The 23,689-nt window shown below is 66.2% G+C and carries 22 protein-coding genes and 1 pseudogene; 17 read left to right on the forward strand and 6 right to left on the reverse strand.

Annotation, left to right across the window (positions count from 1 at the left end; all coding sequences use genetic code 11):
• The 4 genes and pseudogenes from Q0C59_RS02620 to guaD all read left to right on the forward strand — a co-directional run.
• Nucleotides 1-279: pseudogene (locus Q0C59_RS02620) on the forward strand (adenosine deaminase); the annotation flags it as partial.
• An 89-nt stretch (nt 280-368) separates the two neighbouring features.
• Nucleotides 369-1,496, forward strand: a complete 1,128-nt coding sequence (locus tag Q0C59_RS02625; protein WP_291211308.1) for a Fic family protein — start codon at nt 369-371, stop codon at nt 1,494-1,496.
• A gap of 83 nt (nt 1,497-1,579) precedes the next feature.
• The gene (locus Q0C59_RS02630) at nt 1,580-2,674 is read left to right on the forward strand and encodes a BMP family ABC transporter substrate-binding protein (RefSeq protein ID WP_291211311.1); all 1,095 of its coding nucleotides are present in this window, start codon (nt 1,580-1,582) and stop codon (nt 2,672-2,674) included.
• Nucleotides 2,675-2,729: 55 nt separating this feature from the next.
• Nucleotides 2,730-4,010: a guanine deaminase gene (gene guaD / locus Q0C59_RS02635; RefSeq protein WP_291211314.1), complete on the forward strand. Its 1,281-nt coding sequence runs from the start codon at nt 2,730-2,732 to the stop codon at nt 4,008-4,010.
• A gap of 12 nt (nt 4,011-4,022) precedes the next feature.
• On the opposite strand, the gene Q0C59_RS02640 is transcribed toward guaD, so the two are convergent.
• The 3 genes from Q0C59_RS02640 to Q0C59_RS02650 all read right to left on the reverse strand — a co-directional run bounded on the left by Q0C59_RS02640 (nt 4,023) and on the right by Q0C59_RS02650 (nt 7,118).
• A complete protein-coding gene (locus tag Q0C59_RS02640; RefSeq protein WP_291211317.1) occupies nt 4,023-5,021 on the reverse strand; it encodes a cytochrome d ubiquinol oxidase subunit II in 999 nt (332 codons plus the stop codon).
• Between the two features lie 88 nt (nt 5,022-5,109).
• On the reverse strand, nt 5,110-6,477 hold the full coding sequence (locus Q0C59_RS02645) for a cytochrome ubiquinol oxidase subunit I (RefSeq protein ID WP_291211320.1): 1,368 nt from the start codon (nt 6,475-6,477) through the stop codon (nt 5,110-5,112).
• A gap of 38 nt (nt 6,478-6,515) precedes the next feature.
• Nucleotides 6,516-7,118: a GbsR/MarR family transcriptional regulator gene (locus Q0C59_RS02650; RefSeq protein WP_291211322.1), complete on the reverse strand. Its 603-nt coding sequence runs from the start codon at nt 7,116-7,118 to the stop codon at nt 6,516-6,518.
• Nucleotides 7,119-7,242: 124 nt separating this feature from the next.
• Between Q0C59_RS02650 and dcd the strand changes: the two genes are divergently transcribed.
• The 4 genes from dcd (at nt 7,243) to Q0C59_RS02670 (ending at nt 11,503) form a co-directional block, all read left to right on the forward strand.
• Nucleotides 7,243-7,815 carry a dCTP deaminase gene (dcd, locus tag Q0C59_RS02655; protein WP_291211325.1) on the forward strand — a complete coding sequence of 191 codons (573 nt, stop codon included), beginning with the start codon at nt 7,243-7,245 and terminating at the stop codon, nt 7,813-7,815.
• Nucleotides 7,816-7,861: 46 nt separating this feature from the next.
• Nucleotides 7,862-8,965, forward strand: coding sequence for a fatty acid desaturase (locus tag Q0C59_RS02660; protein ID WP_291211327.1), 1,104 nt, complete (start codon nt 7,862-7,864; stop codon nt 8,963-8,965).
• 58 nt (nt 8,966-9,023) lie between these two features.
• Nucleotides 9,024-9,902, forward strand: coding sequence for a neutral zinc metallopeptidase (locus tag Q0C59_RS02665; protein WP_291211330.1), 879 nt, complete (start codon nt 9,024-9,026; stop codon nt 9,900-9,902).
• A gap of 68 nt (nt 9,903-9,970) precedes the next feature.
• On the forward strand, nt 9,971-11,503 hold the full coding sequence (locus Q0C59_RS02670) for a DEAD/DEAH box helicase (RefSeq protein ID WP_291211333.1): 1,533 nt from the start codon (nt 9,971-9,973) through the stop codon (nt 11,501-11,503).
• 23 nt (nt 11,504-11,526) lie between these two features.
• Here the strand turns inward: Q0C59_RS02670 and Q0C59_RS02675 are convergent, their stop codons facing one another.
• Nucleotides 11,527-12,366: a symmetrical bis(5'-nucleosyl)-tetraphosphatase gene (locus Q0C59_RS02675; RefSeq protein WP_291211336.1), complete on the reverse strand. Its 840-nt coding sequence runs from the start codon at nt 12,364-12,366 to the stop codon at nt 11,527-11,529.
• Nucleotides 12,367-12,375: 9 nt separating this feature from the next.
• Here Q0C59_RS02675 and Q0C59_RS02680 point away from each other — a divergent pair, with 9 nt between their 5' ends.
• The 5 genes from Q0C59_RS02680 (at nt 12,376) to Q0C59_RS02700 (ending at nt 18,559) form a co-directional block, all read left to right on the forward strand.
• Complete coding sequence (locus tag Q0C59_RS02680) at nt 12,376-13,686, forward strand: hemolysin family protein (protein ID WP_291211339.1); 1,311 nt, start codon at nt 12,376-12,378, stop codon at nt 13,684-13,686.
• Nucleotides 13,687-13,897: 211 nt separating this feature from the next.
• Nucleotides 13,898-15,385, forward strand: coding sequence for a ribulose-bisphosphate carboxylase large subunit (locus Q0C59_RS02685; RefSeq protein ID WP_291211342.1), 1,488 nt, complete (start codon nt 13,898-13,900; stop codon nt 15,383-15,385).
• A gap of 14 nt (nt 15,386-15,399) precedes the next feature.
• A complete protein-coding gene (locus Q0C59_RS02690; RefSeq protein WP_291211345.1) occupies nt 15,400-15,834 on the forward strand; it encodes a ribulose bisphosphate carboxylase small subunit in 435 nt (144 codons plus the stop codon).
• A 123-nt stretch (nt 15,835-15,957) separates the two neighbouring features.
• Nucleotides 15,958-16,854 carry a CbbX protein gene (cbbX, locus tag Q0C59_RS02695; protein ID WP_291211347.1) on the forward strand — a complete coding sequence of 299 codons (897 nt, stop codon included), beginning with the start codon at nt 15,958-15,960 and terminating at the stop codon, nt 16,852-16,854.
• Between the two features lie 232 nt (nt 16,855-17,086).
• Nucleotides 17,087-18,559 (forward strand): hypothetical protein, encoded by a 1,473-nt coding sequence (locus tag Q0C59_RS02700; protein WP_291211350.1) that lies wholly within the window; start codon nt 17,087-17,089, stop codon nt 18,557-18,559.
• A gap of 9 nt (nt 18,560-18,568) precedes the next feature.
• Here Q0C59_RS02700 and Q0C59_RS02705 read toward each other — a convergent pair whose 3' ends face one another.
• Entirely contained in the window at nt 18,569-20,872 is a 2,304-nt protein-coding gene (locus Q0C59_RS02705; protein ID WP_291211353.1) for a helicase C-terminal domain-containing protein, read from the reverse strand.
• Nucleotides 20,869-21,528: a glutathione S-transferase gene (locus tag Q0C59_RS02710; protein WP_291211356.1), complete on the reverse strand. Its 660-nt coding sequence runs from the start codon at nt 21,526-21,528 to the stop codon at nt 20,869-20,871. The genes Q0C59_RS02705 and Q0C59_RS02710 overlap by 4 nt, the downstream gene beginning before the upstream one ends.
• A gap of 103 nt (nt 21,529-21,631) precedes the next feature.
• Here Q0C59_RS02710 and Q0C59_RS02715 point away from each other — a divergent pair, with 103 nt between their 5' ends.
• The 4 genes from Q0C59_RS02715 (at nt 21,632) to Q0C59_RS02730 (ending at nt 23,671) form a co-directional block, all read left to right on the forward strand.
• The gene (locus Q0C59_RS02715; RefSeq protein WP_291211358.1) at nt 21,632-22,162 is read left to right on the forward strand and encodes a DUF962 domain-containing protein; all 531 of its coding nucleotides are present in this window, start codon (nt 21,632-21,634) and stop codon (nt 22,160-22,162) included.
• Between the two features lie 38 nt (nt 22,163-22,200).
• The gene (locus Q0C59_RS02720) at nt 22,201-22,371 is read left to right on the forward strand and encodes a hypothetical protein (protein WP_291211361.1); all 171 of its coding nucleotides are present in this window, start codon (nt 22,201-22,203) and stop codon (nt 22,369-22,371) included.
• Nucleotides 22,372-22,508: 137 nt separating this feature from the next.
• A complete protein-coding gene (locus Q0C59_RS02725) occupies nt 22,509-23,039 on the forward strand; it encodes a hypothetical protein (RefSeq protein WP_291211364.1) in 531 nt (176 codons plus the stop codon).
• Nucleotides 23,040-23,242: 203 nt separating this feature from the next.
• The gene (locus Q0C59_RS02730; protein WP_291211367.1) at nt 23,243-23,671 is read left to right on the forward strand and encodes an Hsp20/alpha crystallin family protein; all 429 of its coding nucleotides are present in this window, start codon (nt 23,243-23,245) and stop codon (nt 23,669-23,671) included.
• Nucleotides 23,672-23,689 lie beyond the last annotated feature (18 nt).

Consider the following 23,689-nt stretch of genomic DNA (forward strand, 5'->3'; position numbering starts at 1 on the left):
TGCCCGCTGTCCAACCTCAAGCTCTGCGTGGTGAACGACCTGCGCGACCACCCCATGAAGCGCCTGCTCGACGCAGGCCTTTGCGCCATGGTGAACTCGGACGACCCGGCCTACTTTGGTGGCTACATGAACGCCAACTTCGTGCAGACGGTGCAGGCGCTCGACCTCTCGCGCGACGACGTGATCACGCTGGCGCGCAACAGTTTTGAAGCGAGCTTCGTGAGCGATGCGCGACGCGCGGAGCTGATGAACCTGCTCGACAGCGCCATTGCAGCCTGAGCGGAGATGCGGCGAATGGTCCTTCCATTCGCCGCATGAAGTGCGGCGAATGACTTGAACATTCACCGCAGCAGGCGCACAATCGCCGCATGAACAGCGGTGAATACCGGCGCGCTCCGCGCTACATCTGGCAGGCCCCTGAGTGGCCGGCCTTGCACTACGACCTGTCGGAACTGGCTTCGCCGCTCGCGGAAGTGAGCCGCGCCCAGGGCGTTCTGCTCGGCCGCCTGGTCGACGTGGGCATGGCCTTGCAGGAGCGCGCCAGCCTGGTCGCGCTGACCGACGACGTGGTCAAGACCAGCGCCATCGAAGGTGAGCAGCTGGACGTGTTGTCCGTGCGGTCGTCGGTGGCCCGGCGCCTGGGTGTGGACATCGGCGCGCTGCTGCCCGCGAACCGCCATGTGGACGGTGTGGTCGACATGGTGCTGGATGCCACCCAGCGCCACCAGGAACCGTTGACGGCCGAGCGGCTTTTTGGCTGGCACGCGGCACTGTTTCCCACCGGCTTCGGCAGCCTCACCCGCATCCGCGTGGGCGCGTGGCGCAACGATGCGTCGGGTCCGATGCAGGTGGTCTCGGGGCCGGTGCATCGGCAGCGGGTTCATTTCGAGGCACCACCGGCCGAACGCCTGTCTGCCGAGATGGGCGATTTTCTGGCGTGGGCCAATGCCGCCACGGGTGAGCCGGCGGTGATCAAAGCCGGGCTGGCCCATCTGTGGCTGGTGACGGTGCACCCGTTCGACGACGGCAATGGACGCATCGCGCGGGCGGTGGGCGATCTGTTTCTCGCGCGGGGCGATGGCATCCCGCAACGTTTCTACAGCCTCTCCGCGCAGATCCAGCGCGAGCGCAAGCGCTACTACGAGGTGCTGGAGCGCACGCAGCGCGGCGATCTCGACGCCACCGAATGGCTGAGCTGGTTTCTCGCGACCTTGCTGCGCGCGGTGGAGAGTGCCCACCAGACACTGGACTCTGTGTTGCTCAAGGCACGCCTCTGGCAGCGGTGGGCGCAGATCCCCATGAACGAGCGGCAAGTGGCCATGCTCAACCGCGTGCTCGATGGTTTCGAAGGCCGGCTCACCAGCGGTCAGTGGGCCAAGCTGACGAAGTGCTCGCCCGACACCGCCTTGCGCGACCTGCAGCAGCTGCTGGCGCTGGGGGTGCTGCGCAAGACGGAGGCGGGCGGCCGGAGCACCGCGTACGAGCTGGCGCATTGAGCGAAGGCTAAAATCCTCTCCCAGCGAGCCCGGTGCTTCCCCGGCTCGTTTTTTCATTCACGGAAGCCATGTAGAGGACCACCATGTACAAAAACCTCGTGACCCGGTGCGCCTGCGCACTGGCGGTTGCCAGTTTTTCCCTTCCCTTTTCACTCCACGCACAAGTCCCTGCGGGCGCGCCGCTGAAGGCTGCGTTCGTCTATGTGGCACCGCTCACGCCGGCGGGCTGGGTGCGCCAGCACGAGCAGGGGCGCCTGGCGGTGCAGGCCGCGCTGGGCAGCCGCGTGGAGACCCGCTTTGTGGAAAACGTGCCCGAAGGGGCAGACGCCGAGCGGGTGATCCGCGATCTGGCGAAGCAGGGCCACCGGATCATCTTCACGCCGAGCTTCGGCTACATGGAGCCCACGCTCAAGGTTGCACGCGAGTTCCCCGATGTGAAGTTCGAGTCCATCACCGGCTACAAAACCGCGCCCAACGTGGCCACGGCGAACGCCCGCTACTACGAAGGCCGTTACCTCGCTGGCGTGGCTGCCGGGCGTCTGGCCACGCAGGCGGGTTACGTGGCGGGCTTTCCCATCCCCGAGGTGATCCAGGGCATCAACGCCTTCACGCTGGGCATGAGGTCGGTCAATCCCAAGTCCACCGTGCGCGTGGTGTTCCTGGGCGAGTGGTTCAACCCGCCGCGCGAGCGCGACGCGGCCATGTCGCTCATGAACCAGGGCGCCGAGGTGCTGGCGTTCCACACCGGCTCCACCGCCGTGATGACCGCAGCGCAGGAGCGCGGCAAGCTGGCAGTGGCCTACCACTCCGACATGCGCCAGTTCGCACCCGACGCGCAGATCGTCGCCGTGACCCACCTCTGGGGCGACTACTACACGCGCCGTGTGCAGGCCGTGCTGGACGGCACGTGGGCCAGTGGCAGCGTCTGGGGCGGCGTGAGGGACGGCATGGTCCGCGTCGACGCTTTCGGCCCCAAGGTGCCCGTCGCCGTGCGCGACGAGGTGCTGGCACGCCAGGCCGAGATGGCTGCGGGCCGCCTGCAGGTGTTTGCCAGTGCCAACGGTGTGCGCGACAACGAAGGCAACGTCGCGATTGCCGCTGGCAAGTCGCTGTCCGATGCCGACATCCTGAACATGAAGTGGCTGGCAGAAGGCGTGCTGGCCAAGATCGACCGATAAGCGCCATGTCGCTTTCGGTATGGCGTTGGCCGCGCAAGGCACTAAGCTTGTGCCCATGAAAGCGTATCGAGCCTCCATCCTCTCTTTTGCCGACGACCAGTCCCCCGTGTTCGAGGCCGACGGCCTGCTGGTCGTGGGGCCGGACGCCAAAGGTCACTCGGTCGTGCGCTCCGTGGGAAACCACGATGCGTTGATCGGCAACTTTCCTGGTGTGGCGGTGGAAGACCTGCGCGGCAAGATCATCGCGCCGGGCTTTGTGGACATGCACATCCACTACCCGCAGACCGACGTGATCGGTGCGCCGGCTGCCGGTTTGCTGCCCTGGCTGGAGAACTACACCTTTCCGCACGAGTCGCGTTTTCACGATGGCGAGCACGCGGGTGAGGTGGCGGGCTTCTTTTTTGACGAGCTGGCTCGCCACGGCGTGACCACGGCACTCACGTTTGCCACGTCGCACCCGGCGTCTGTGACGGCAGCGTTCGAAGAAGCGCAGCGCCGCGGCCTGCGCTTCATCACCGGCAAGGTGCTGCAGGACCGCCACAGCCCGGACGGTGTGCGCGACGACACCGAACAAAGCCTCATCGACACCGAAGAGTTGATCCAGCGCTGGCACGGCGTGGACCGGTTGGGCTACGCGATCACCCCGCGCTTTGCACCCACCAGCACGCCGGCGCAGTTGCGCGGCGCGGGCGAACTGGCGGCGAAGTACCCCGATGTGTGGGTCCAGTCGCACGTGGCGGAAAACCTGGACGAAGTGCGCTGGGCGGCCGAGTTGTTTCCGCAATCGCGCAGTTACCTGGGTGTGTACGGCGACTTCGGCCTGCTGCGCCAGCGCGCGGTGTACGCGCACTGCATCCACTTCGATGCCGCTGATCGCGCGCTCATGGCGCAGACCGGCGCGGTGGCGGCGGTGAGCCCGACGAGCAACCTGTTTCTGGGCAGCGGCTTCTTCGACTTTGCCGCAGCCGACGCCGCCGGCATGAGCTATGGCCTGGCCAGCGACGTGGGCGGCGGCACCAGCTTCTCGCCGTTTCACACCATGCTCGCGGCCTACTGCGTGGGCCGCGAGGGCCAGAGCAAGGTGGGCCTGAGCCTTTCACCAGGCCAACTCTGGTGGCAGCACACGGCCGGTGCGGCGAAGGCGCTGGGTCTGGACGGTGTGGTGGGCAACCTGCAACCCGGCAACGAGGCCGACTTCGTGGTGCTCGATCCGAAATCCACACTACTGCTGGCGCGCAAGACCGCGCAGGCCAGCAACCTCGACGAGCTGCTGTTTGCGTTGATCGTGCTGGGTGACGACCGGGTGATCGAGCGCACAGTGATCGCCGGGCGCTGACGATCAGCCTTTTCAGGTGTAGGTCAAATCGCGGGCTTTGCCCCAGAACACCCGGTACATGAAGATCGTGTAGACGATGATCACCGGCAGCGTGATCGCCACGCCGATGAAGATCACGGTGAGCGCTTCGGTGCCGATGGCGGCCTCCCACACCGTCATGCGGCCGATCACGATGTCGGGGAAGATGCTGTACGACAGGCCGAAGAAGGCCAGCACGAAGATCAGCACGGTGGACACGAACACCACCCAGCCGTAGCCGGCTTTCACCACCTCGGGGTGGGTGACCACCCAGCGCACGGCGAAGAACGCGATGGCGCAGCTCAGTGGTACCGGCAGCAGCGCAAACACTTCGGGCACACCGAACCATTTGTCCACCACCGCCGGGTTCACCAGCGGTGTGGCGGCCGAGATGGCCACCAGCGCCACACCCATGGGCCAGAGCACGCGCCTGGCCCAGAACACCGCGCGCAACTGCAGTTCACCGTCGGTCTTCATGATCAGCCAGCCAGCGCCCAGCAACACATAGGCGGCGGGCAGCGTGATCGCAATACCCAGGCTGAACGCCAGGCCCAGCAGGCCCTGCTCGAAGCCGGTGATGTAGCTGCCCAGCATCCAGCCCTGCGCGCTGCTGGCGAGCAAGGAGCCAGCAAAGAAAGTCTTGTTCCAGAAGTCCTTGTATTGCAGTGGTGCCTTGACGCGGAAGTCGAAGGCCACGCCGCGCAGGATCAAACCGATCAGCATCACGGCCACGGGCAGATAGAGCGCCTGCAACACCAGGCCGTGTGCAAATGGAAATGCCACCAGCAGCACGCCCACGCCCAGCACCAGCCAGGTTTCGTTGGCGTCCCAGAACGGACCGATGCTGGCGATCATGGTGTCCTTCTGCTTCTCGTCGGCCAGCGGCAGCAGCAGGCCCACACCGAGGTCGTAGCCGTCGAGCACAACATACGCGAGCAGGGACAGGCCCATCACGGCGAGGAAGATCAGGGGGAGGAATTCGGCCCAGGTCATACGAGACCTCCGCAGGGCCGCCCCAAGGAGGGCTCAGCCCCCTCGGGGGGTAGCGACAGGCACGAAGTGCAGAGCGTGGGGGCCATGTTCATACACCGGCCTTTCCGAGTGCTGCATTGCTGCCGGGAATCGGCGCGTGCTTGAACGGGTTCTCCGCCATGTACTTGAGCACGCCGATGTAGGTGACCAGCAGCAAGCCATAGACGATGAGGTAGGCGGTGAGCGTGAGCGCGATCATCGAGGGTGCGATGTCGGTGGCGATCTCGCTGGTGCGCAGCAGGCCGTAGACCATGAAAGGCTGACGGCCGATTTCGGTGACGTACCAGCCCGAGAGCGTGGCCACCCAGCCAGAGAAGGTCATGCCCGCGAGCACCCACAGCAGGGGCCTGGGCAGGCGGATCTTGCCGTCGGCCATCTGCTTGCGTTTGCGCCACAGCTGCCAGGCGGCGAACCAGGCCACCGCCATCATCAGGGTGCCCGTGCCCACCATGACGCGGAAAGACCAGAACACGGGCGCCACCGGTGGATGAGCACCTTTGAAATCGTTGATGCCCTGGATCTCGGCGTCCAGGTCGTGCGCCAGGATCAGGCTGGCGAGTTTGGGGATCTTGATCGCGAAGTGGGTCTCGCCGGCCTCCTCGTCGGGAATGCCGAAGAGCGTGAGCGGTGCGCCTTTCTGCGTGTCCCAGATGCCTTCCATGGCGGCCACTTTGGCGGGCTGGTGTTCCAGCGTGTTCAGGCCGTGCAGGTCACCCGCCACGAACTGGATCGGGATGACGATGGCGGCGGCGACCAGCGCGGTGCGCATGGCCTTGTGCGTGCCGGCTGTGGCGCTGCCCTTGATGAGTTGCCAGGCACACAGGCCGGCGATCAGGAACGACGCGGTGAGGGCCGAGGCCAGCAGCTTGTGACTGAAGCGGTAGGGAAACGAGGGGTTGAACACCACGGCCCACCAGTCGGTGGCGTAGAACTGGCCGTTGACGATCTCAAACCCAGCCGGGGTCTGCAGCCACGAGTTGAGGCTCAGGATCCAGAAGGCCGACATGGTGGTGCCGAATGCCACGAGGAAGGTGGCGGCGAGGTGCACGCGCTCCGACACGCGGCCCCGACCAAACAGCATGATGCCGAGGAAGCTCGCCTCCAGGAAAAACGCGGTCAGCACTTCATAGCCCAGCAGCGGGCCCGAAATGTTGCCGGTCTTCTCCATGAAGCCGGGCCAGTTGGTGCCGAACTGGAAACTCATCACGATGCCCGAGACCACGCCGAGCGCGAACGTCAACGCGAAGACCTTGGTCCAGAAGTAGTAGGCCTCTTCCCATGCCGGGTCGCGCGTCTTGATGAAGCGCAACCGGAAGAACAGCAGGAACCAGCACATCGCAATCGTGATGGTCGGGAACAGGATGTGAAAGCTGATGTTGGCGGCGAACTGGATTCGCGACAGGATCAAGGCGTCCATGGTGGTGCTTGGTGATGTGGAGTCGGTGTTGTGTGCGCTCAGGCTGCGTGGTCGAGCGGGTCTTTCGGGGTTGTTTTGCGGGCGGGCGACTTGCCGGTCAGCCGGTCCTTGAACTCAAGCACCTTGGTCACCGTGGTGCCCATGCCCATGAGTTGCATCGCGGTCTCTGGCGCCAGCTTCTGCACGTCGTCGAACCAGGTCATGAGCCGGTCGATCAGGTCGTGCATCTCGCGCATGCGGTTCTGGGCGTGGCGCTCGGCTTCGGTGGTGGGGGTGTCGAGCAGGGCGGTGCGCAGCATCGAGAGCGTGGGTTCCACCTCGCGGCGGCGGCGTTCTTCGGCCAGCACACGGAAAATCTCCCACACGTCGGCTGGCGCCTCAAAGTACTCACGGCGGTCGCCCGGGTGGTGGCGCAGGCGCACCAGACGCCAAGCCTGCAGTTCCTTCAAGCCCATGCTCACGTTGGAGCGCGAGAACTCCAGCGTCTCGGCGATCTCGTCGGCGTTGAGCGCCTGTGGCGAGATGTAGAGCAGGGCGTAGATCTGACCGACGGTTCGGTTGATGCCCCACTTGCTGCCCATTTCCCCGAAGTGGGCAACGAACTCTCGGTTGAGCGGGGGGAGGTGGTCTTGCAGTGGCATGGGAAGGAATGTATCGGCTTCGGCTTGAGTTTTCAGTAATTACTGAAATTCCGGGAAGTTGCGAGGGGTTATCGCGGCGCGGTGTCGAGGAGCGCCGGCGTCCGACTCCCTACAATCGCGCTCCATGAGCATCAAAAGCGACAAATGGATCCGCCGCATGGCCGAGGAACACGGCCTGATTTCACCCTTCGAGCCCGGCCAGGTGAGAGCTGTGGACGGCAAGAAGGTGATCAGCTATGGCACCAGCAGCTACGGCTACGACATCCGCTGTGCGCCCGAATTCAAGGTGTTCACCAACATCCACAGCACCGTGGTGGACCCGAAGAACTTCGACGAGAACAGCTTCGTGGACATCAACAAGGATGTCTGCGTGATCCCGCCCAACAGCTTTGCGCTCGCGCGGACCCTGGAGTACTTCCGCATCCCGCGCAACGTGCTCACCATCTGCCTGGGCAAGAGCACCTACGCGCGCTGCGGCATCATCGTCAACGTCACGCCCTTCGAGCCCGAGTGGGAAGGCTATGTGACCCTGGAGTTCAGCAACACCACCCCGCTGCCCGCCAAGATCTACGCGGGCGAAGGCTGCGCCCAGGTGCTGTTTTTCGAGAGCGACAAGGACGATGTCTGCGAGGTCAGCTACAAGGACCGCGGCGGCAAGTACCAAGGACAGACCGGGGTGACGCTGCCCAAGGCTTGATTTGCATCAAGGCCGGCTGGCTGGCGCGCCGATAGCATCGGTCGCCATGTCCAGCAATCCCGTCTTCCCCGCTTCCCCCGACCCCATCCCCGCCAGTCAGCCCCTGCCGCACCGCAAGGTGATCCGCAGCTGGCTCGCCCCCATCGTCGAACGCCGCACCGCGCGCGCCATCGCCTTGCTGGCGCTGGACTGGGCGATCTTTGCTGCGCTGATGGTGGCCACCGTGCTGCTGTCGGCGTGGTGGTCCAAGCTGTTGTGCGGCCTGGCGGCGGGCTTCATGATCGGGCGTCTGTTCATCATCGGCCACGACGCCTGCCACCAGAGTTACACGCCGCACCGCAAGCTCAACCGCGTGCTGGGCCGCATCGCCATGCTGCCCTCGCTCACGCCCTACAGCCTGTGGGAAGTGGGGCACAACGTGGTGCACCACGGCTACACCAACCTCAAGGGTGTCGACTTCGTCTGGGCACCGCTGACCCGCGCAGAATTCGAGGCCCTGAGCCCCGGCCAGCGCAGGCTGGAGCGCCTCTACCGCAGCGGCTGGGGCCCGGCGGCCTACTACCTGGTGGAGATGTGGTGGAAGCGCATGTTCTTTCCGCGCAAGACCTACCTGGGCACGCGGCGCGCCGAATTTGTGTGGGACGGTGTGATCGTGGTAGCCACCGCTGCCGTGTGGATTGGTGCGCTGGTGGCATCGGCCCTGGCCACCGACCAGTCTGCCGCCTTGCTGGTGGGCCTGGGCTTCGGCGTGCCCTTCCTGTTCTGGAACGCCATGATCGGCTTCGTGGTCTACGTGCACCACACCCACACCGCCGTGCAGTGGCACGACGACAAGATTGCCTGGGCGCGCGCCGCGCCCTTTGTGTCCACCACCGTGCACCTCACCTTTCCCCTGCGCATCGGTGCGCTGTTGCACCACATCATGGAGCACACCGCGCATCACGTGGACATGAGCATCCCGCTCTACAAGCTCGAAGGCGCGCAGCACTTGCTGGAAACCACTTTGCCCGGGCGTATCACGGTGCAGCGCTTTTCGTGGCGCTGGTACTTCGACACCGCGCGCCGCTGCAAGCTCTACGACTTCGAGCGCCGCTGCTGGACCGACTTTGAAGGCCGGCAGACCAGTCCCTGCCAGACGGCCGTCGCTTGAGTTGCAGCGGCCCGGATAATGGGCCGCGCAGCGACTCCCGCTGCGCAGGAGACGCAGCATGAAATGGGAAAACAACCGCGAGTCCGACCAGGTCGAAGACCGGCGCTCCAGCCCGGGCCGTGGGCGGCTCGGTGGCGGCGGGGGCAAGCTCGGTCTGGGCACCATTGCTGTTGCGCTGGTGGCTGGCTGGATCTTCGGCATCAACCCCATGACCATCCTGGGCGCGCTCAGCGGCGGTGATCTTTCGCCCGCCGCCCAGGTCGAAACCACGCAGGGTCCAACGCAGGCACCCACCGACGACATGGGCCGCTTCGTTGCTGCTGTGCTCGGTGGCACCGAAGACGTGTGGGGCCCCATGTTCCAGCAGGCCGGAGCGACCTATCAGAAACCGCGCCTGGTGCTGTTTCGCGGCGCCACGCCCACGGCCTGCGGCACCGGCCAGTCGGCCATGGGGCCGTTCTACTGCCCGGGGGACCAGAAGGTCTACATCGACCTCAGCTTCTACGACACGTTGCGCACCCAGCTCGGCGCGCCGGGCGATTTCGCGCAGGCCTATGTGATCGCGCACGAGGTGGGCCATCACGTGCAGAACCTGTTGGGCATCACCGGCAAGATGGACGAGATGCGCGGCAAGGTCAGCCAGCGCGAGTACAACGCCATGTCGGTGCGGGTGGAGCTGCAGGCCGACTGTTTCGCCGGCATCTGGGCCCACCACAACCAGAAGACCGGCAACATCCTGGAACCGGGTGATGTGGAAGAAGCCATGAACGCGGCCGCTGCCATCGGCGACGACGCCCTGCAGCGCAAAAGCCAGGGCCAGATCGTGCCGGACAGCTTCACCCACGGCACCAGCGAACAGCGCCAACGCTGGTTCAACAGCGGCCTGAAGACCGGCAGTGTCCAGGCTTGTGACACCTTCAAGTCAGCCAGTCTTTGAATGGTGCGCGGGCGGAGTTCGGCGAAAAACGGTCAAAGTGCGACAATAACGGGCTAACTTTGATGCCCATGACCCAATCCTTTTCCGAACTGTCCCTCTCCCCCGCCATCGAGCGTGCCGTGGCCGAAATGGGCTACGAGACCATGACGCCGATCCAGGCGCAGGCGATTCCCGTGGTGCTGCAAGGCCGTGACGTGATGGGTGCCGCCCAGACCGGCACCGGCAAAACGGCCGCTTTCACGCTGCCCCTGCTGCAGCGCATGATGAAGCACGAAAACGCCTCCACCTCGCCCGCACGCCACCCTGTGCGCGCCCTGGTGCTGCTGCCCACGCGCGAACTGGCCGACCAGGTGGCCGAGCAGGTCAAGCTCTACGCCAAGTACACCAACCTGCGCAGCATGGTGGTGTTCGGCGGCATGGACATGAAGCCGCAGACGGCCGAACTGAAAAAGGGCGTCGAGGTGCTGGTGGCCACGCCGGGCCGCCTGCTCGATCACATTGAAGCCAAGAACTGCGTGCTCAACCAGGTCGAATACGTGGTGCTCGACGAGGCCGACCGCATGCTCGACATCGGGTTTCTGCCCGACCTGCAGCGCATCCTGTCCTACCTGCCAAAACAGCGCACCACGCTGCTGTTCTCGGCCACCTTCTCCACCGAAATCAAGCGCCTGGCCGGCAGTTACCTGCAGGACCCGGTGACGATCGAGGTGGCGCGCTCCAACGCCACCGCCTCAACCGTCGAACAGCATTTCTACAGCGTGGGCGACGACGACAAGCGCATCGTTCTGAAGAAGATCCTGGCCGAGCGCGGTCTCAAGCAGGCCTTTGTCTTCGTCAACAGCAAACTGGGCTGTGCCCGGCTGGCGCGTTCGCTGGAGCGTGAGGGCCTCGTCACCACCGCGCTGCACGGCGACAAGAGCCAGGACGAGCGCCTGAAAGCCCTGGAAGCTTTCAAGAGCGGCGCGGTCGACCTGCTGGTCTGCACCGACGTGGCCGCACGCGGCCTGGACATCAAGGATGTGCCGGCGGTGTTCAACTTCGACATACCGTTCAACGCCGAAGACTACGTGCACCGCATCGGCCGCACCGGTCGTGCCGGTGCCTCCGGCCTGGCGGTGTCGTTCGTGAGCCCGCGCGACGCGCGCCTCATGGGCGATCTGGAAAAACTGTTGGGCAAGAAGCTCGAACTCGAAGCGCTCGAACTCGAAGCGGACAAACGCCCCGCTGGTCGCTTCAACGACGGCCAGCGCGCATGGCAGGCCGCTGAAGGTGGCGATGAGCGCCGCGAACCGCGCGAAGCCCGTGAGAGCCGCCCAGCACGTGACCGCGAGGTCCGCAGCGAATCGCGGATGGATGGCCGCCCGTCACCCGCCAGCCGCCCGGTGCGTGCGCCGCGCGCACCGGCCGACCCGTTGTTCGACAAACCCTACGAACCCAGCGCCACTGGTGACACGCCACCTTCGTGGGAGGCTTCGGCCCGCGCCACCGCGCGCACCGTGTCGCCCAACATCAAGTCACGCAAGAAAGTGCCGGCGCTGTTCAAGAGCGCACCCGCACCGGTGGTGGCCGAGCCTGTCCCGGCACCGGTGCAGCAGGACTGAGCGCAGCCGCCCGCTGCGAACGATCAAAACCCCTTGCCGGGCTTCCTGGCTTGTTCGCAGCGCACTTCGATGCGCTCCACCCGCCCTGGCTCGCCGAGAATGCGAGCAGCCGTCAGACAGCCTCCCCACACACAGCCCGTGTCCAGCGGCAACACGCCTTCGCGTTGCACATTCCCCAGCGTCGACCAGTGGCCAAACGCCACCGGTACGCCAGCCGTGCGTCGGCCCGGTACGTCGAACCACGGCACGAAACCAGGCGGCGCGCCATCGGCACCTTCCTTGGTCTCGAACTCCATCACGCCTTGCGCCGTGCAGAAACGCAGCCGCGTGAAGGCATTCACCACCACCCGCAGTCGATCGACACCCTGCAGCGCATCGCTCCAGAACGCCGGCTCGTTGCCGTACATCTGTTGCAGAAAACCGGTCCAGTCGGGGCTGCGCAGCGCGCCCTGCAGTTCGTGTGCGCGCGCCAGGGTGTCGGCCACGTCCCACTGCGGCAGCACGCCGGCGTGCACCATGAGCCAGCCGTGTTCAAACAGCGCCATGGGACGCTGCCGCACCCAGTCGAGCAGCGCTTCACGGTCGGGTGCGGTGAGGATGTCCTGCACGGTGTCGCTGCGGTGCAGCTTGCGCACGCCGTGCGCGGCGGCAAGCAAGTGCAGGTCGTGGTTGCCCAACAAACAATGCGCGGAACCCTGCAGCGCCGTGAGTCGGCGCAGAACTTGCAGCGATGCGGGGCCGCGGTTCACCAGGTCGCCCAGCAGGTACAGCGTGTCGCGGCTCGGTGAAAAGTCCAGCTCGTCGAGCAGGCGGCCCAAAGGCTCGTCACACCCCTGCACATCCCCAATCATGTAAAGTGCCATCGGCCGATTATGGACACCCTCCTCATTGTTTTTCTCACGCTGCTCAACGGCGCATTCGCCATGTCCGAGCTGGCACTGGCCTCCAGCCGCAAGGCCCGCCTGGCCGCCATGGCCGAGGCGGGTGACAAGGGCTCCATCACCGCGCTGAAGCTGCTGGAAAACCCCACACAGTTCCTGTCGTCGGTGCAGGTCGGCATCACCTCCATCGGCATGCTCAACGGCATCGTGGGAGAGGCCGCTTTCAGTGGTGATCTGGGTCTCTGGATGGAGGCCAAGGGACTCACCGAGGCCACCGCGAACATCCTGTCCACCGCCGTGGTGGTCGTGGTCATCACCTTCATCACCATCGTGTTCGGCGAGCTGGTGCCCAAGCGCATCGGGCAGCTCTATCCCGAGGCGGTCTCTCGTTGGGTGTCACGCCCCATGACCTTCGTGGCCACGGCCGCCAAGCCCTTTGTGTGGCTGCTCACGCACACCACGCAAGGCATGCTCAAGCTGCTGCGCATCGACACCAACGCGGTGCAGCACGTGACCGAAGAAGAGATCAACGCCAGCCTCGAAGAAGGCGTGGACGCCGGCATCATCGAAGAGCACGAACACCAGATGGTGCGCAACGTGTTCCTGCTCGACGACCGCCAGCTCACCTCCATCATGGTGCCGCGCTCCGAGATCGAATGGCTGGACGCGCAGGACAGCATCGACGTGGCGGTGCAGCGCGCCTGGACCACCGGCCATTCGTGGTACCCGGTGTGCCGCGGCGGACTGGACGACGTGGTGGGGGTGATCCACCTGCCGCGCATGCTTGCCCTGCAGTCCGAAGGCAACAACGAAACCCTGATGCGCCATGTGCAGCCCGCCGTGTTCGTGCCCGAAACACTCACCGGCATGGAATTGCTGGAGCAGTTCCGCGAACGCGCCACTCGCATGGTTTTCGTCGTGGACGAATACGGCGTGGTGCAAGGGCTGCTCACGCCGCTGGACATGCTGGAGGCCATCACCGGTGAACTGTCGCCGCACGCGGCGGTGGACGCCTGGGCCACGCAGCGCGAAGACGGCGCGTGGTTGATCGACGGCGCCATGCCGGTGACCGAACTCAAGTCGCGGCTGGACATCGACGAGCTGCCCGACGAGGACAAGGGTCGCTACAACACCGTGGCCGGTCTCATGCAGACGGTCGCGGGTGACCTGCTCGCGCAAGCCGACAGCGTGGAGTGCGCGGGCTGGCGCTTCGAGGTGCTGGTGCTCGATGGCCGGCGCATCGACCAGGTGCTGATCTCGCGCCTGCCCGAGCCAGAGACCACCCTCGAAGCCGACGGCTGACACCCGCGCAGCGCGTCTGCCGGGCCGTTGCCCGGCGCTGCTTCCCATCCGGTTTTCCGACAGCTCCCGTGCCTGGAGCGGGTACGGTCACGGCCTGTTGATTAAGAGTTTATTAATTGAGAGGCGACTAACTTTGAATTTACCTTATGTGACATCGTTTCTACAGTCCGGTCATGCCCAGCGTTTCACAACCCCGACCCGAGGAGACCACGTGACCGACACCAACGACGACAGCATCATCACCGATGCCAAAAAAAGGTACAGCGCAGGCGTGCTGAAGTACAAGCAGATGGGCTACTGGCAGCCCGACTACGTGCCCAAGGACACCGACCTCATTGCCATGTTCCGCATGACGCCGCAGGAAGGGGTGGATTCCGAAGAGTGCGCCGCCGCCGTGGCCGGCGAGTCGTCCACCGCCACCTGGACCGTGGTCTGGACCGACCGCCTGACGGCCTGCGAGCTCTACCGCGCCAAGGCTTACCGCGTCGACAAGGTCCCCAACACCGGGCCCGGCACCAAGACCGAGCAGCAGTACTTCGCCTACATCGCCTACGACCTCGACCTGTTCGAGGGTGGCTCCATCGCCAACCTCACCGCGTCCATCATCGGCAACGTGTTCGGCTTCAAGGCGGTGAAGGCGCTGCGCCTGGAAGACATGCGCATTCCGGTGGCCTACCTCAAGACCTTCCAGGGCCCGGCCACGGGGGTGATCGTCGAGCGTGAGCGGCTGGACAAGTTTGGCCGGCCGCTGCTGGGCGCCACCACCAAGCCCAAGCTGGGCCTCTCGGGCCGCAACTACGGGCGTGTGGTGTACGAGGGCCTCAAGGGTGGCCTGGACTTCATGAAGGACGACGAGAACATCAACTCGCAGCCCTTCATGCACTGGCGCGACCGTTTTCTGTATTGCATGGAAGCCGTGAACAAGGCGAGTGCGGCCAGCGGTGAAGTGAAAGGCCACTACCTGAACGTGACCGCCGGCACGATGGAGGAAATGTATGCCCGCGCCGAGTTCGCCAAGAGCCTGGGCAGCGTGATCATCATGATCGACCTGGTGATCGGCTACACGGCCATCCAGAGCATGGCGCTTTGGGCGCGCAAGAACGACATGATCCTGCACCTGCACCGCGCCGGGAACTCGACCTACTCGCGCCAGAAGAACCACGGCATGAACTTCCGTGTGATCTGCAAGTGGATGCGCATGGCGGGTGTGGACCACATCCACGCCGGTACCGTGGTCGGCAAGCTCGAAGGCGACCCGATGATGATCCGCGGCTTCTACGACACGCTGCTCGACACGCACACGCCGATGCAGCTGGAGAAGGGCCTGTTCTTCGAGCAGGACTGGGCGTCGCTGAACAAGGTGATGCCGGTGGCCTCGGGCGGCATCCACGCTGGCCAGATGCACCAGCTGCTCACCTACCTCGGCGACGACGTGGTGCTGCAGTTCGGTGGCGGCACCATTGGCCATCCCATGGGCATCCAGGCCGGTGCCACGGCCAACCGCGTCGCGCTTGAAGCCATGGTGCTGGCGCGCAACGAAGGTCGCGACATCTGGAACGAAGGCCCGCAGATCCTGCAGGACGCGGCCAAGTGGTGCTCGCCGCTGAAGGCCGCACTCGATACCTGGGGCGACATCAGCTTCAACTACGAATCGACCGACACCGCGGACTTCGTGCCCACGGCCACCGCATCTGCTTGAAGGAGACCCACACCATGATGACCAACCACGGCAACCGCCTGACGCAGGGCCAGTTCTCGTACCTGCCCGACCTCACCGATGCGCAGATCAGCAGCCAGATCCAGTACGCGCTCCAGCACAACTATGCGGTGGGTATCGAATACACCGACGACCCGCACCCGCGCAACACCTACTGGGAAATGTTCGGCAACCCCATGTTCGACCTGAAGGACCCGGCCGGCATCCTGATGGAGATCAACAACTGCCGCAAGACCTTTCCGCAGCACTACGTGCGCGTCACTGCCTTCGACTCGACACAGGGCGTGGAGTCGCCGCGCATGTCGTTCATCGTCAACCGCCCCACCCGGGAACCGGGTTTTGGCCTGGCGCGTACCGAGGTGGAAGGGCGGCAGGTGCGCTACCGCATCAGTTCGTACGCCACCGACAAGCCCGAAGGCGAACGCTATTAGACAAGGGCTCCCCCCCGCGCCGCGCTTTCAGCGCGTCACCCCCTGCAGGGGGCGATACCTGCGGCCCGGCAAAGCCGGTTCCGCGGTATCTCTGGGGGAGACACGTCGTTCCGGAGACGTTCCATGAACTCAGAAACCCCCAGCAGCCCTCGCACTGTGGCCGATGTCCTGGCGCAAAGCCAGGTCGAAGCGGTCATGGACGAGCTGGACCGCGACCTCATCGGGCTGGTGCCGGTGAAGACCCGCATCCGCGACATTGCGGCGCTGCTGGTGGTCGACAAGCTGCGTCTGACTCTCGGCCTGCAGGCGCAGACGCCATCGCTGCACATGAGCTTCACCGGCAACCCCGGCACCGGTAAAACCACGGTGGCCCTGCGAATGGCGGAGATCCTGCACCGCCTGGGCTATGTGCGCAAAGGCCATGTGGTCAGTGTCACGCGCGACGACCTGGTCGGCCAGTACATCGGCCACACCGCGCCCAAGACCAAAGAGGTTCTCAAGAAGGCCATGGGCGGTGTGCTCTTCATCGACGAGGCCTACTACCTCTACCGTCCCGAGAACGAGCGCGACTACGGGCAGGAAGCGATCGAGATCCTGCTGCAGGTGATGGAGAACCAGCGCGACGATCTGGTGGTGATCCTGGCAGGCTACAAGGACCGCATGGACACCTTCTTCAAGTCCAACCCCGGCTTGTCATCGCGCGTGGCGCACCACCTCGATTTTCCCGACTATGGCCAGGGTGAGTTGCTCGACATCGCCGATCGCATGCTCGGCACCATGAACTACCGATTTGGCGAAGGCGCACGCGAAGCGTTCGAGAGCTACCTGCAGCGCCGCATACCACTGCCGCACTTTGCCAATGCGCGCAGTGTGCGCAATGCGCTGGACCGAGCTCGCCTGCGCCAGGCCAGCCGCCTGTTTGTCGACCGCGACCGCGAACTCACCCGGGACGACCTCACCACGCTCATGCCGGCCGACATCCTGGCCAGTCGGCTGTTCAACACCGACGCAGCGGGCTGAGGCGTGGCCGCCGTTTGCGACGAGGGTGGATATTTGTCACGCCCGGGGGGTGCATTGCGTGCGAACTAGTTCATGAAGGTCCATGAAAAGGCGCTCTTGTAGCGCCTTTGAAGTATGTTGCTGCCGGTCCGAAGTGAAGACCATCTGCCCCACCGAACGATCGGCAATATGGGCCAGCAGCCCAGCGTCCTGCCAGATCGTTGCAGATCAACGATTTCACAGGACCCACACCATGACCTCCGTCTTTCGCCTTGCACTCACCGTGCCCTTGCTGGCCATCACCGCCTGGTTGTCCGCCTGCGCGGGCGACAAGGCTTCGCCCCTGAGCAGCGGGCTGTTTGCCCACGTGTCCCTTGAAAGCCTCGGACTGCCCACCGCGCTGGCCGCGGTGCGCCCGCACGACACGGCAACCCATCTGCGGGCCTCGGACGCCGACGCCGGCGACGTGTTCGGTGCGGCAGTGGCCCTCTCACGCGACGGCAACACCCTGGCCGTGGGCGCCGAGCTGAAGTCCGCACCGGGTGCGTCCGAGGCGGTGCCCGCCGCGGGCACGGTGTACGTGTACACCCGCACACACCGGGGCTGGCGTGAACAGGCCCGCCTGCTCGCGCCCCAGCCCACCAGCGGCAGCGGCTTCGGCCACAGCCTCACGCTGTCCGACGATGGCAGTCGCCTCGCGGTGGGGGCACCGTTTGAATCGCACGCCGCCGCCCGCGCCGGCGAATCGCTCGCGGGCGACCAGGGCGTTGTGTATGTGTTCGAGCGCAACGACAGCGGCTGGAGCCAGCCCGCGCGCCTGCAGGCATCCAACGCGGCCAGCTTTGACTGGTTCGGCATGAGCCTGTCGTTTGCGGGTCCGGGGGACACCCTGGCCGTGGGCGCACACCGTCACGACGCTGCCGATGCGCAGGGCGCCCGCAGCGACAGCGGCGCGGTGTATGTGTTCGCACGCACGGCCGCGGGTTGGGCCGAACAAGCGGTGCTGACGGCTGCGCAATCGCTGGAAGGCGCGCAACTGGGCCAGAGCGTGGCGCTCTCGATCGATGGCCAGACACTGGCCGCCGGTGCACGCGCGTCGGGCCTGGGTGCCGTGCACGTGTTCCGTCGCGATGGTGCCCTCTGGCGCGAACAGGCGGTGGTGACGGCCGCCAACGCCACGCCCCAGAACCCACTGGGTTCACAGGTCGCCCTGTCGGGCGACGGCACCACCCTGGCGGTGGGTGCGAGCGCCCCCGAAGGCACCGCGGTCCGTCAGCGATCGGCCGGCAGCGCCTACGTGTTCGTGAACCAGGGTGGACAGTGGCAGCAAGCCGCGCGCATCCGTGCGTCCAACAGCCGCTCGGGTGACGCGTTCGGAGAGCGGCTCAGCCTGTCGGCCGACGGCCGTGTGCTCGCCGTGTCGGCGGTGAACGAGTCCAGCGCGGCACGCGGTCTGGGTGGCCAGCAGGCGGACGACACGGCGCAGGCCGCGGGTGCCGTGTATGTGTACAGCCGCCAGGGTCAACGCTGGGACCAGACCGACTATGTGAAGTCCAGCCGTACCCGCACGGGCGACCAGTTCGGCTCGGCGCTGGCGCTCTCGGGCGACGGCCGCCAGCTGGCGGTGGGTGCGCGCCTGGAAGACGGGGTCTGGAGCCTGCGCGGCTGGCTGCTGAACGAGCGCCCCCAGAACAGCGGTGGCGTGCACCTGTATTCGCGCAGCTGAACGTCGCGATCAGCCGCGCTCGAAGCGTTCAATGTGCCACCAGGGCGGCAACAGGCCACGCACCTCGGGCCGGGCGAAGCGGTCGTCCATCAAGACCACCACACCCCGGTCCTCCGGGCCGCGGATCACCCGCCCCGCGGCCTGCACCACCTTCTGCAGGCCGGGAAACAGGTAGGCGTGGTCGTAGCCCCGGCCGTGTTTCAACTGCAGCCGTGCGCGCAACTGCTCGTTGAGCGGGTTCACCTGGGGCAGGCCCAGCGTGGCGATGAAGGCGCCGATCAGGCGCTGGCCCGGCAGGTCGATGCCTTCACCAAACGCTCCTCCGAGCACCGCAAAGCCGATGCCCTGGCTGTTGTCGGTGAAGCGGGCCACGAAGGCGCTCCGATCGACCTCTGCCATGCCGCGCGACTGTGACCACAGGCCGATGTCCGGGTGGGCCACGGCAAAGCGCGCCAGCACCTGCTGCAGGTACTCGAAGCTGCTGAAAAACGCCAGGTAGTTGCCCGGCTTGGCGTGGAACTGATCGGCCATCACCGCCACCACCGCGTCGAGCGATTCGGCGCGGTCCTGGTAGCGGGTGGAGATGTGCGGCGTGATGCGAACCTGCAGCTGCGCCGGGTCGAACGGAGAAGGCACCTCCAGCCGCGCCACGTCGGTGGGCAGGCCAAGCAGGTGGATGGCGTGGTCCATGGGGCTGAGCGTGGCCGAGAACAGTGTGGCGCTGTGCGCCGCCTGCCAGCGCGGCTCCAGGTGGGGCGCGGGCACCAGGTTGCGGATGGCCAGCCGGGGCCGGGGCGCGCGGGTGCGTGCGGCCGCCTCGGTGCGGGTGATCTCCACCAGCGAGTGGTCGCCAAACACCTCGGCCACGCGCACGAAGTGCAGCACCTCGAACAGCCAGGCCTGTACCCGCACATCAGGCGCTGTCGCATCCAGCGCGAGGTGTTCCGAGAGGTCGGCGGCGTGCTGCTGCAGCGCACCCACCAGGCCCTCGGGCACATCGTTCTGCAGCAACTGCCCGGCCGCTTGCCCACGGCCCAGGGCTCCCCAGAAGCGGTGCAGGCGATCAAGCGAGGCCTTGAGTCCTTTGGGGGGCGTCTTGCGCAGCGCGGCCAGCGTCAACGGGTCGAGTTCGGCGCTGTACATCAGCCGCGCGCGCTCGATCAGGTTGTGCGCTTCGTCGACCAGCAGGCCGACGCGCCAGGGCTCGCCCACGGTGAGCGCCCAGGCGTGTGCGCTGAGGTCGAAGAAATGGTTGAAGTCGCCCACGACCACGTCGCTCCAGCGCAGCATGTCCTGGCCCAGGTAGTAGGGGCACACGGCGTGTTTCAGTGCGACGGTGCGCAGGCCCGCCTGGTCCAGCCACGCGGTGTGCGCAGCTTCGTCGCGCGCCTGCGGCAGCCGGTCGTAGAAGCCGCTGGCCAGCGGGCACGAGTCGCCGTGGCAGGCCTTGTCGGGGTGCTCGCAGGCCTTCTCGCGCGCCACACGCTCCAGCACCCGCAGCCGGCCGGTCGATGCGGTGGGTTGCAGCAGGCGCAACGCGTCGAGCGCGAGCCGGCGGCCCGGTGTCTTGGCGGTGAGGTAGAGCAGTTTGTCGGTGCCTTGCGCGGGCACGGCCCTGAGCGCGCCGAACAGCGTGGCCATGGTTTTGCCGATGCCGGTGGGCGCCTGCACGAGCAGGTGGCGGCCATGGCTGTGTGTGCGCCAGGTGGCGCCCGCCAGCTCGCGCTGGCCCACACGAAAACCGTCGAAGGGAAAGGTCAGCGTCTGCAGCAACGCGTCTCGCGCCCGGCGGTGCGCCTGCTCACTGCGCGCCCAGCCCAGGTAGCGTGAACACAGGTCGTTGAAGTGTTGGCGCAGTTCGTCGGCGGTGTGCCAGGTGGTCAGCACGGTCTCCAGGCGGGTGTCGATGTTGAAGTACACCAGCGCCACCTCGATGCGCTCCAACCCCAACTGCTCGCACAGCATCCAGGCGTACACACGCGCCTGCGCCCAGTGCAGCGCGCGGTGGTTCTCGCGCACCAGCGCCACGTCGCCGCGGTGCGTCTTGATCTCTTCCAGCCGCGGACCGGCGGGATCAAAACCGTCGGCGCGGCCCTGCACCAGCAGGTCGCCGAAACGCGAACGCAGCGGCATTTCGCGCTGGTAAGGCGCTGCCCGGCGCGCGGTCACGGCCTCGTGTCCTGCCACGCCGTCCTGCGCGGTGGGCGAAGGCGTGAAGCGCAGGTCCAGGTCACCGGCCTGGGCGGTGAAGGCGCAGAGCACACGCACGGCCACCTGCAGGCCCTCGGCCGATGGGTTGTTGTCGGGGGTCACGGCGGGAACACGGTCACAGGTGCGCCGGGCTGCCAGGGTGGCAGCTTGTGCATGCAGGCGGCCATCAGCGTGCTCGCGGCCCAGGCGTCGTGCCAGCGCCGCGTGGCCACCCACGGCGATGTTGCCCACCAGGCGGTGTCCACCGCGGCGAACTGGCGCACGAACGGGAAGATGGCCGCGTCCGCCAGGCCCGGCTGTTCGCCGCCGAGCTGCGATGTATTGGAGAGCTGCGCTTCAAGCGGAGCAATGAGGCACGCCACCGCGTCGTCTCGCCACGCTTGAGCGCTGCGTTCGGGGTGCCGCTCCGCATACTTGTAGCGGTCGAGGGCGTGTTTGAAGGCCCCGTCACAGGTGTCGGTGAGCGCGCGCTGGTCCGGCGTGTTGCCGCGTGCCAGCCAACTGTCCACATCGCTCTGGCCCAGCGCCCAGCGCATGATGTCCAGGCTCTGCGCGATCACCTCGCCCGAAGGCAACTGCAGCACCGGCACCGTGCCCGCCGGCGACGCCGCCAGCATGGCCGCCGGTTTGTTCGACAGCACCACCTCGCGCAGCTCCACCGCCACGCCGGCCTGGTACAGCGCCAGGCGCGCGCGGATGGCGTAGGGGCAGCGGCGGAAGGAATACAGGATGGGCAGCACGGGCCGCCATGATGGCACGCCCGGTGTCCCCGACCGGTCGCTTCCGAGCGCATTCCCCATGTTCAACCGGGCGGGTGCTGGACACAATGGCACCAGGGCCCGCCGCCCGAGGAGCAACACCATGAAAACCCTCACCGACCACCTCAGCCAGTACGCCGCCTACCACCGCGACCGACGAAACATCATCACCCATTTCGTGGGCATTCCCATGATCGTGCTGGCGGTGGTGGTGCTGCTGGCGCGACCCTCCTTCGTTGTGGCCGGGTGGCCGGTCTCGGCCGCGACCGTGGCCGCCATCGCGTCCACGCTGTACTACCTGCGCCTGGACCTGCGCCTGGGCGCCGTGATGGGAGCGGCGCTGCTGGGCTGCCTGTGGCTGGCCCAGGCCACGGCAGCACTGTCGACCGGTGCGTGGGCTGCTGTGGGTGTGGGCCTCTTCGTGGTGGGCTGGATCATCCAGTTCGTCGGCCACATCTTCGAAGGTCGCAAACCGGCTTTTGTGGACGACATCACCGGCCTGATCATCGGCCCGCTGTTCGTGGTGGCCGAGGCCGGTTTCCTGCTGGGACTGCGCCCCGAACTCGAAGCGCAGATCGAGCAGCGTGCGGGGCCAACCCGCCCGGGTCCTGCAGGTCCAGCGCAGGCGCGTTAACCTCGTTTTCTTTTCAAACCATTCCCTGTCGAGGCCCCATGGAAGACCCACGCTGCTGCGGTACCGGCACCTGCATCATCAACGAGGACGGCCAGTGCTGGTGCGGCCAGACCTGGGACGGTGAACGCATGTGTTTTCCCGAGGCCCGGCCGACATCACCACCCACGGTGTCCGGCGCGCAGCCGCCTGACGACGAACCGGCCAGCTGACCCGCCCTGCTGGCCGGGAAATGTGGCTTTCCCGCACGGTATCGGTTGGTCACCGTACAGACCCACTGGGCCAAATGCCCGAGGCTCGCATCTTTGCCAGGCGCTTGCGCGTCTGGGACCCACCCCGGAGATGCCCCATGCTTCGTGCCCCATCCCCATTCCTGTCCCAACTGCCCGATCTGCCCGCTCCGCATGGCGCGGCGAGCGCTGCACGCACCATCTTCACCCAGCGCACCAATGCCGTGGTGCCGCTGCACTGGCTCTCCACCGCCGCCGCGTTTTCCGGCACGGGTGGCCTGGTCAGCGGCGATGACCTGGCAGAGCTGATCCGGCACCGTTGCGAGGTGGCAGGCTGGTTGCCCGAATCGCAACCGGTGTCGCTGGTGGCGCGCTGGATCGTGACCCGGTCCGTGGTCTCGCTCGACAGCCCCTGGGGCCCGATGTTTCCGCTGTTCCAGTTCGACCTGCCCACCGCCGCGGTGGTGGATGCCATGGCACCGCTGCTGGACGAACTGCGCCCGGTGTTCGACGATGTTGAGCTTGCGTTGTGGTTCGTCACGCCCAACGACTGGCTGGGCGGCGCCCGCCCGGTCTCGGCCATGCACCACAGCCTGCCCGCCGTGTTGCAAGCCGCGCGCGCCGACCGTTTTGTGGCCGGCGGGCACTGAGCGAGCCGGGTCGGGGGCTTGGCCAGGCAGACCGAGGCAGCTGGTGTGCCGCGTTTGCCAGGCTTCTGAATGACGTCAGACCTCGCTCGGGTCAGGGGGCGTTGCTGGATGTTCAACGCTGTTGCGCACGCTCAATGGCATCCGGGCAGCACCGCTTCAACATCTTTCCTGTCTTGTCCCCCCTATCCCACAGGAGCAACACCATGAACGAACTTCGCACCATCGACCCCTTTGCCCTCGATCCCTTCGACGATGCATTCCGCTCGCTCATGCGTCCATGGCGCATGGAGATCCCCCAGGCGGCTCCACGCATCAAGATCGATCTCACCGAGCAGGAAGGCAGCTACGTCGTCAAGGCCGACATTCCCGGCGTGAAGAAGGAAGACATCGACGTGCGCGTCGACGGCAACACGGTCACCATCAGCGCCGAGCTGAAGTCGGAGAAGGAAGAGAAGGGCAACGGCGACCGCGTGTTGCGCCGCGAGCGCCAGGAGGGCTACGCCAGCCGCAGCTTCAGCCTGGCCTGCCCGGTGGATGACGGCAAGGTGCAGGCCAGCTACAAAGACGGCATCCTGGAACTGACCCTGCCGAAGAAGGCCGACACCGCCAGCAAACGCATCACGATCCAGTGACGCCCTGAACGCGCTGGC

This window comes from Hydrogenophaga sp. (assembly GCF_022844385.1).
Taxonomy (GTDB): Bacteria; Pseudomonadota; Gammaproteobacteria; order Burkholderiales; family Burkholderiaceae_C; genus Hydrogenophaga.

Excerpts from the sequence above, each read along its gene's own strand:
- cbbX (WP_291211347.1), top strand. The coding sequence starts at position 15,958 with ATGAACTCAGAAACCCCCAGCAGCCCTCGCACTGTGGCCGATGTCCTG.
- Q0C59_RS02630 (WP_291211311.1), top strand. The coding sequence starts at position 1,580 with ATGTACAAAAACCTCGTGACCCGGTGCGCCTGCGCACTGGCGGTTGCC.
- Q0C59_RS02725 (WP_291211364.1), top strand. The coding sequence starts at position 22,509 with ATGCTTCGTGCCCCATCCCCATTCCTGTCCCAACTGCCCGATCTGCCC.
- guaD (WP_291211314.1), top strand. The coding sequence starts at position 2,730 with ATGAAAGCGTATCGAGCCTCCATCCTCTCTTTTGCCGACGACCAGTCC.
- Q0C59_RS02645 (WP_291211320.1), bottom strand. The coding sequence starts at position 6,477 with ATGGACGCCTTGATCCTGTCGCGAATCCAGTTCGCCGCCAACATCAGC.
- Q0C59_RS02730 (WP_291211367.1), top strand. The coding sequence starts at position 23,243 with ATGAACGAACTTCGCACCATCGACCCCTTTGCCCTCGATCCCTTCGAC.
- Q0C59_RS02720 (WP_291211361.1), top strand. The coding sequence starts at position 22,201 with ATGGAAGACCCACGCTGCTGCGGTACCGGCACCTGCATCATCAACGAG.
- Q0C59_RS02715 (WP_291211358.1), top strand. The coding sequence starts at position 21,632 with ATGAAAACCCTCACCGACCACCTCAGCCAGTACGCCGCCTACCACCGC.
- Q0C59_RS02625 (WP_291211308.1), top strand. The coding sequence starts at position 369 with ATGAACAGCGGTGAATACCGGCGCGCTCCGCGCTACATCTGGCAGGCC.
- Q0C59_RS02650 (WP_291211322.1), bottom strand. The coding sequence starts at position 7,118 with ATGCCACTGCAAGACCACCTCCCCCCGCTCAACCGAGAGTTCGTTGCC.
- dcd (WP_291211325.1), top strand. The coding sequence starts at position 7,243 with ATGAGCATCAAAAGCGACAAATGGATCCGCCGCATGGCCGAGGAACAC.
- Q0C59_RS02700 (WP_291211350.1), top strand. The coding sequence starts at position 17,087 with ATGACCTCCGTCTTTCGCCTTGCACTCACCGTGCCCTTGCTGGCCATC.
- Q0C59_RS02690 (WP_291211345.1), top strand. The coding sequence starts at position 15,400 with ATGATGACCAACCACGGCAACCGCCTGACGCAGGGCCAGTTCTCGTAC.
- Q0C59_RS02680 (WP_291211339.1), top strand. The coding sequence starts at position 12,376 with ATGGACACCCTCCTCATTGTTTTTCTCACGCTGCTCAACGGCGCATTC.
- Q0C59_RS02665 (WP_291211330.1), top strand. The coding sequence starts at position 9,024 with ATGAAATGGGAAAACAACCGCGAGTCCGACCAGGTCGAAGACCGGCGC.
- Q0C59_RS02670 (WP_291211333.1), top strand. The coding sequence starts at position 9,971 with ATGACCCAATCCTTTTCCGAACTGTCCCTCTCCCCCGCCATCGAGCGT.
- Q0C59_RS02660 (WP_291211327.1), top strand. The coding sequence starts at position 7,862 with ATGTCCAGCAATCCCGTCTTCCCCGCTTCCCCCGACCCCATCCCCGCC.
- Q0C59_RS02640 (WP_291211317.1), bottom strand. The coding sequence starts at position 5,021 with ATGACCTGGGCCGAATTCCTCCCCCTGATCTTCCTCGCCGTGATGGGC.
- Q0C59_RS02675 (WP_291211336.1), bottom strand. The coding sequence starts at position 12,366 with ATGGCACTTTACATGATTGGGGATGTGCAGGGGTGTGACGAGCCTTTG.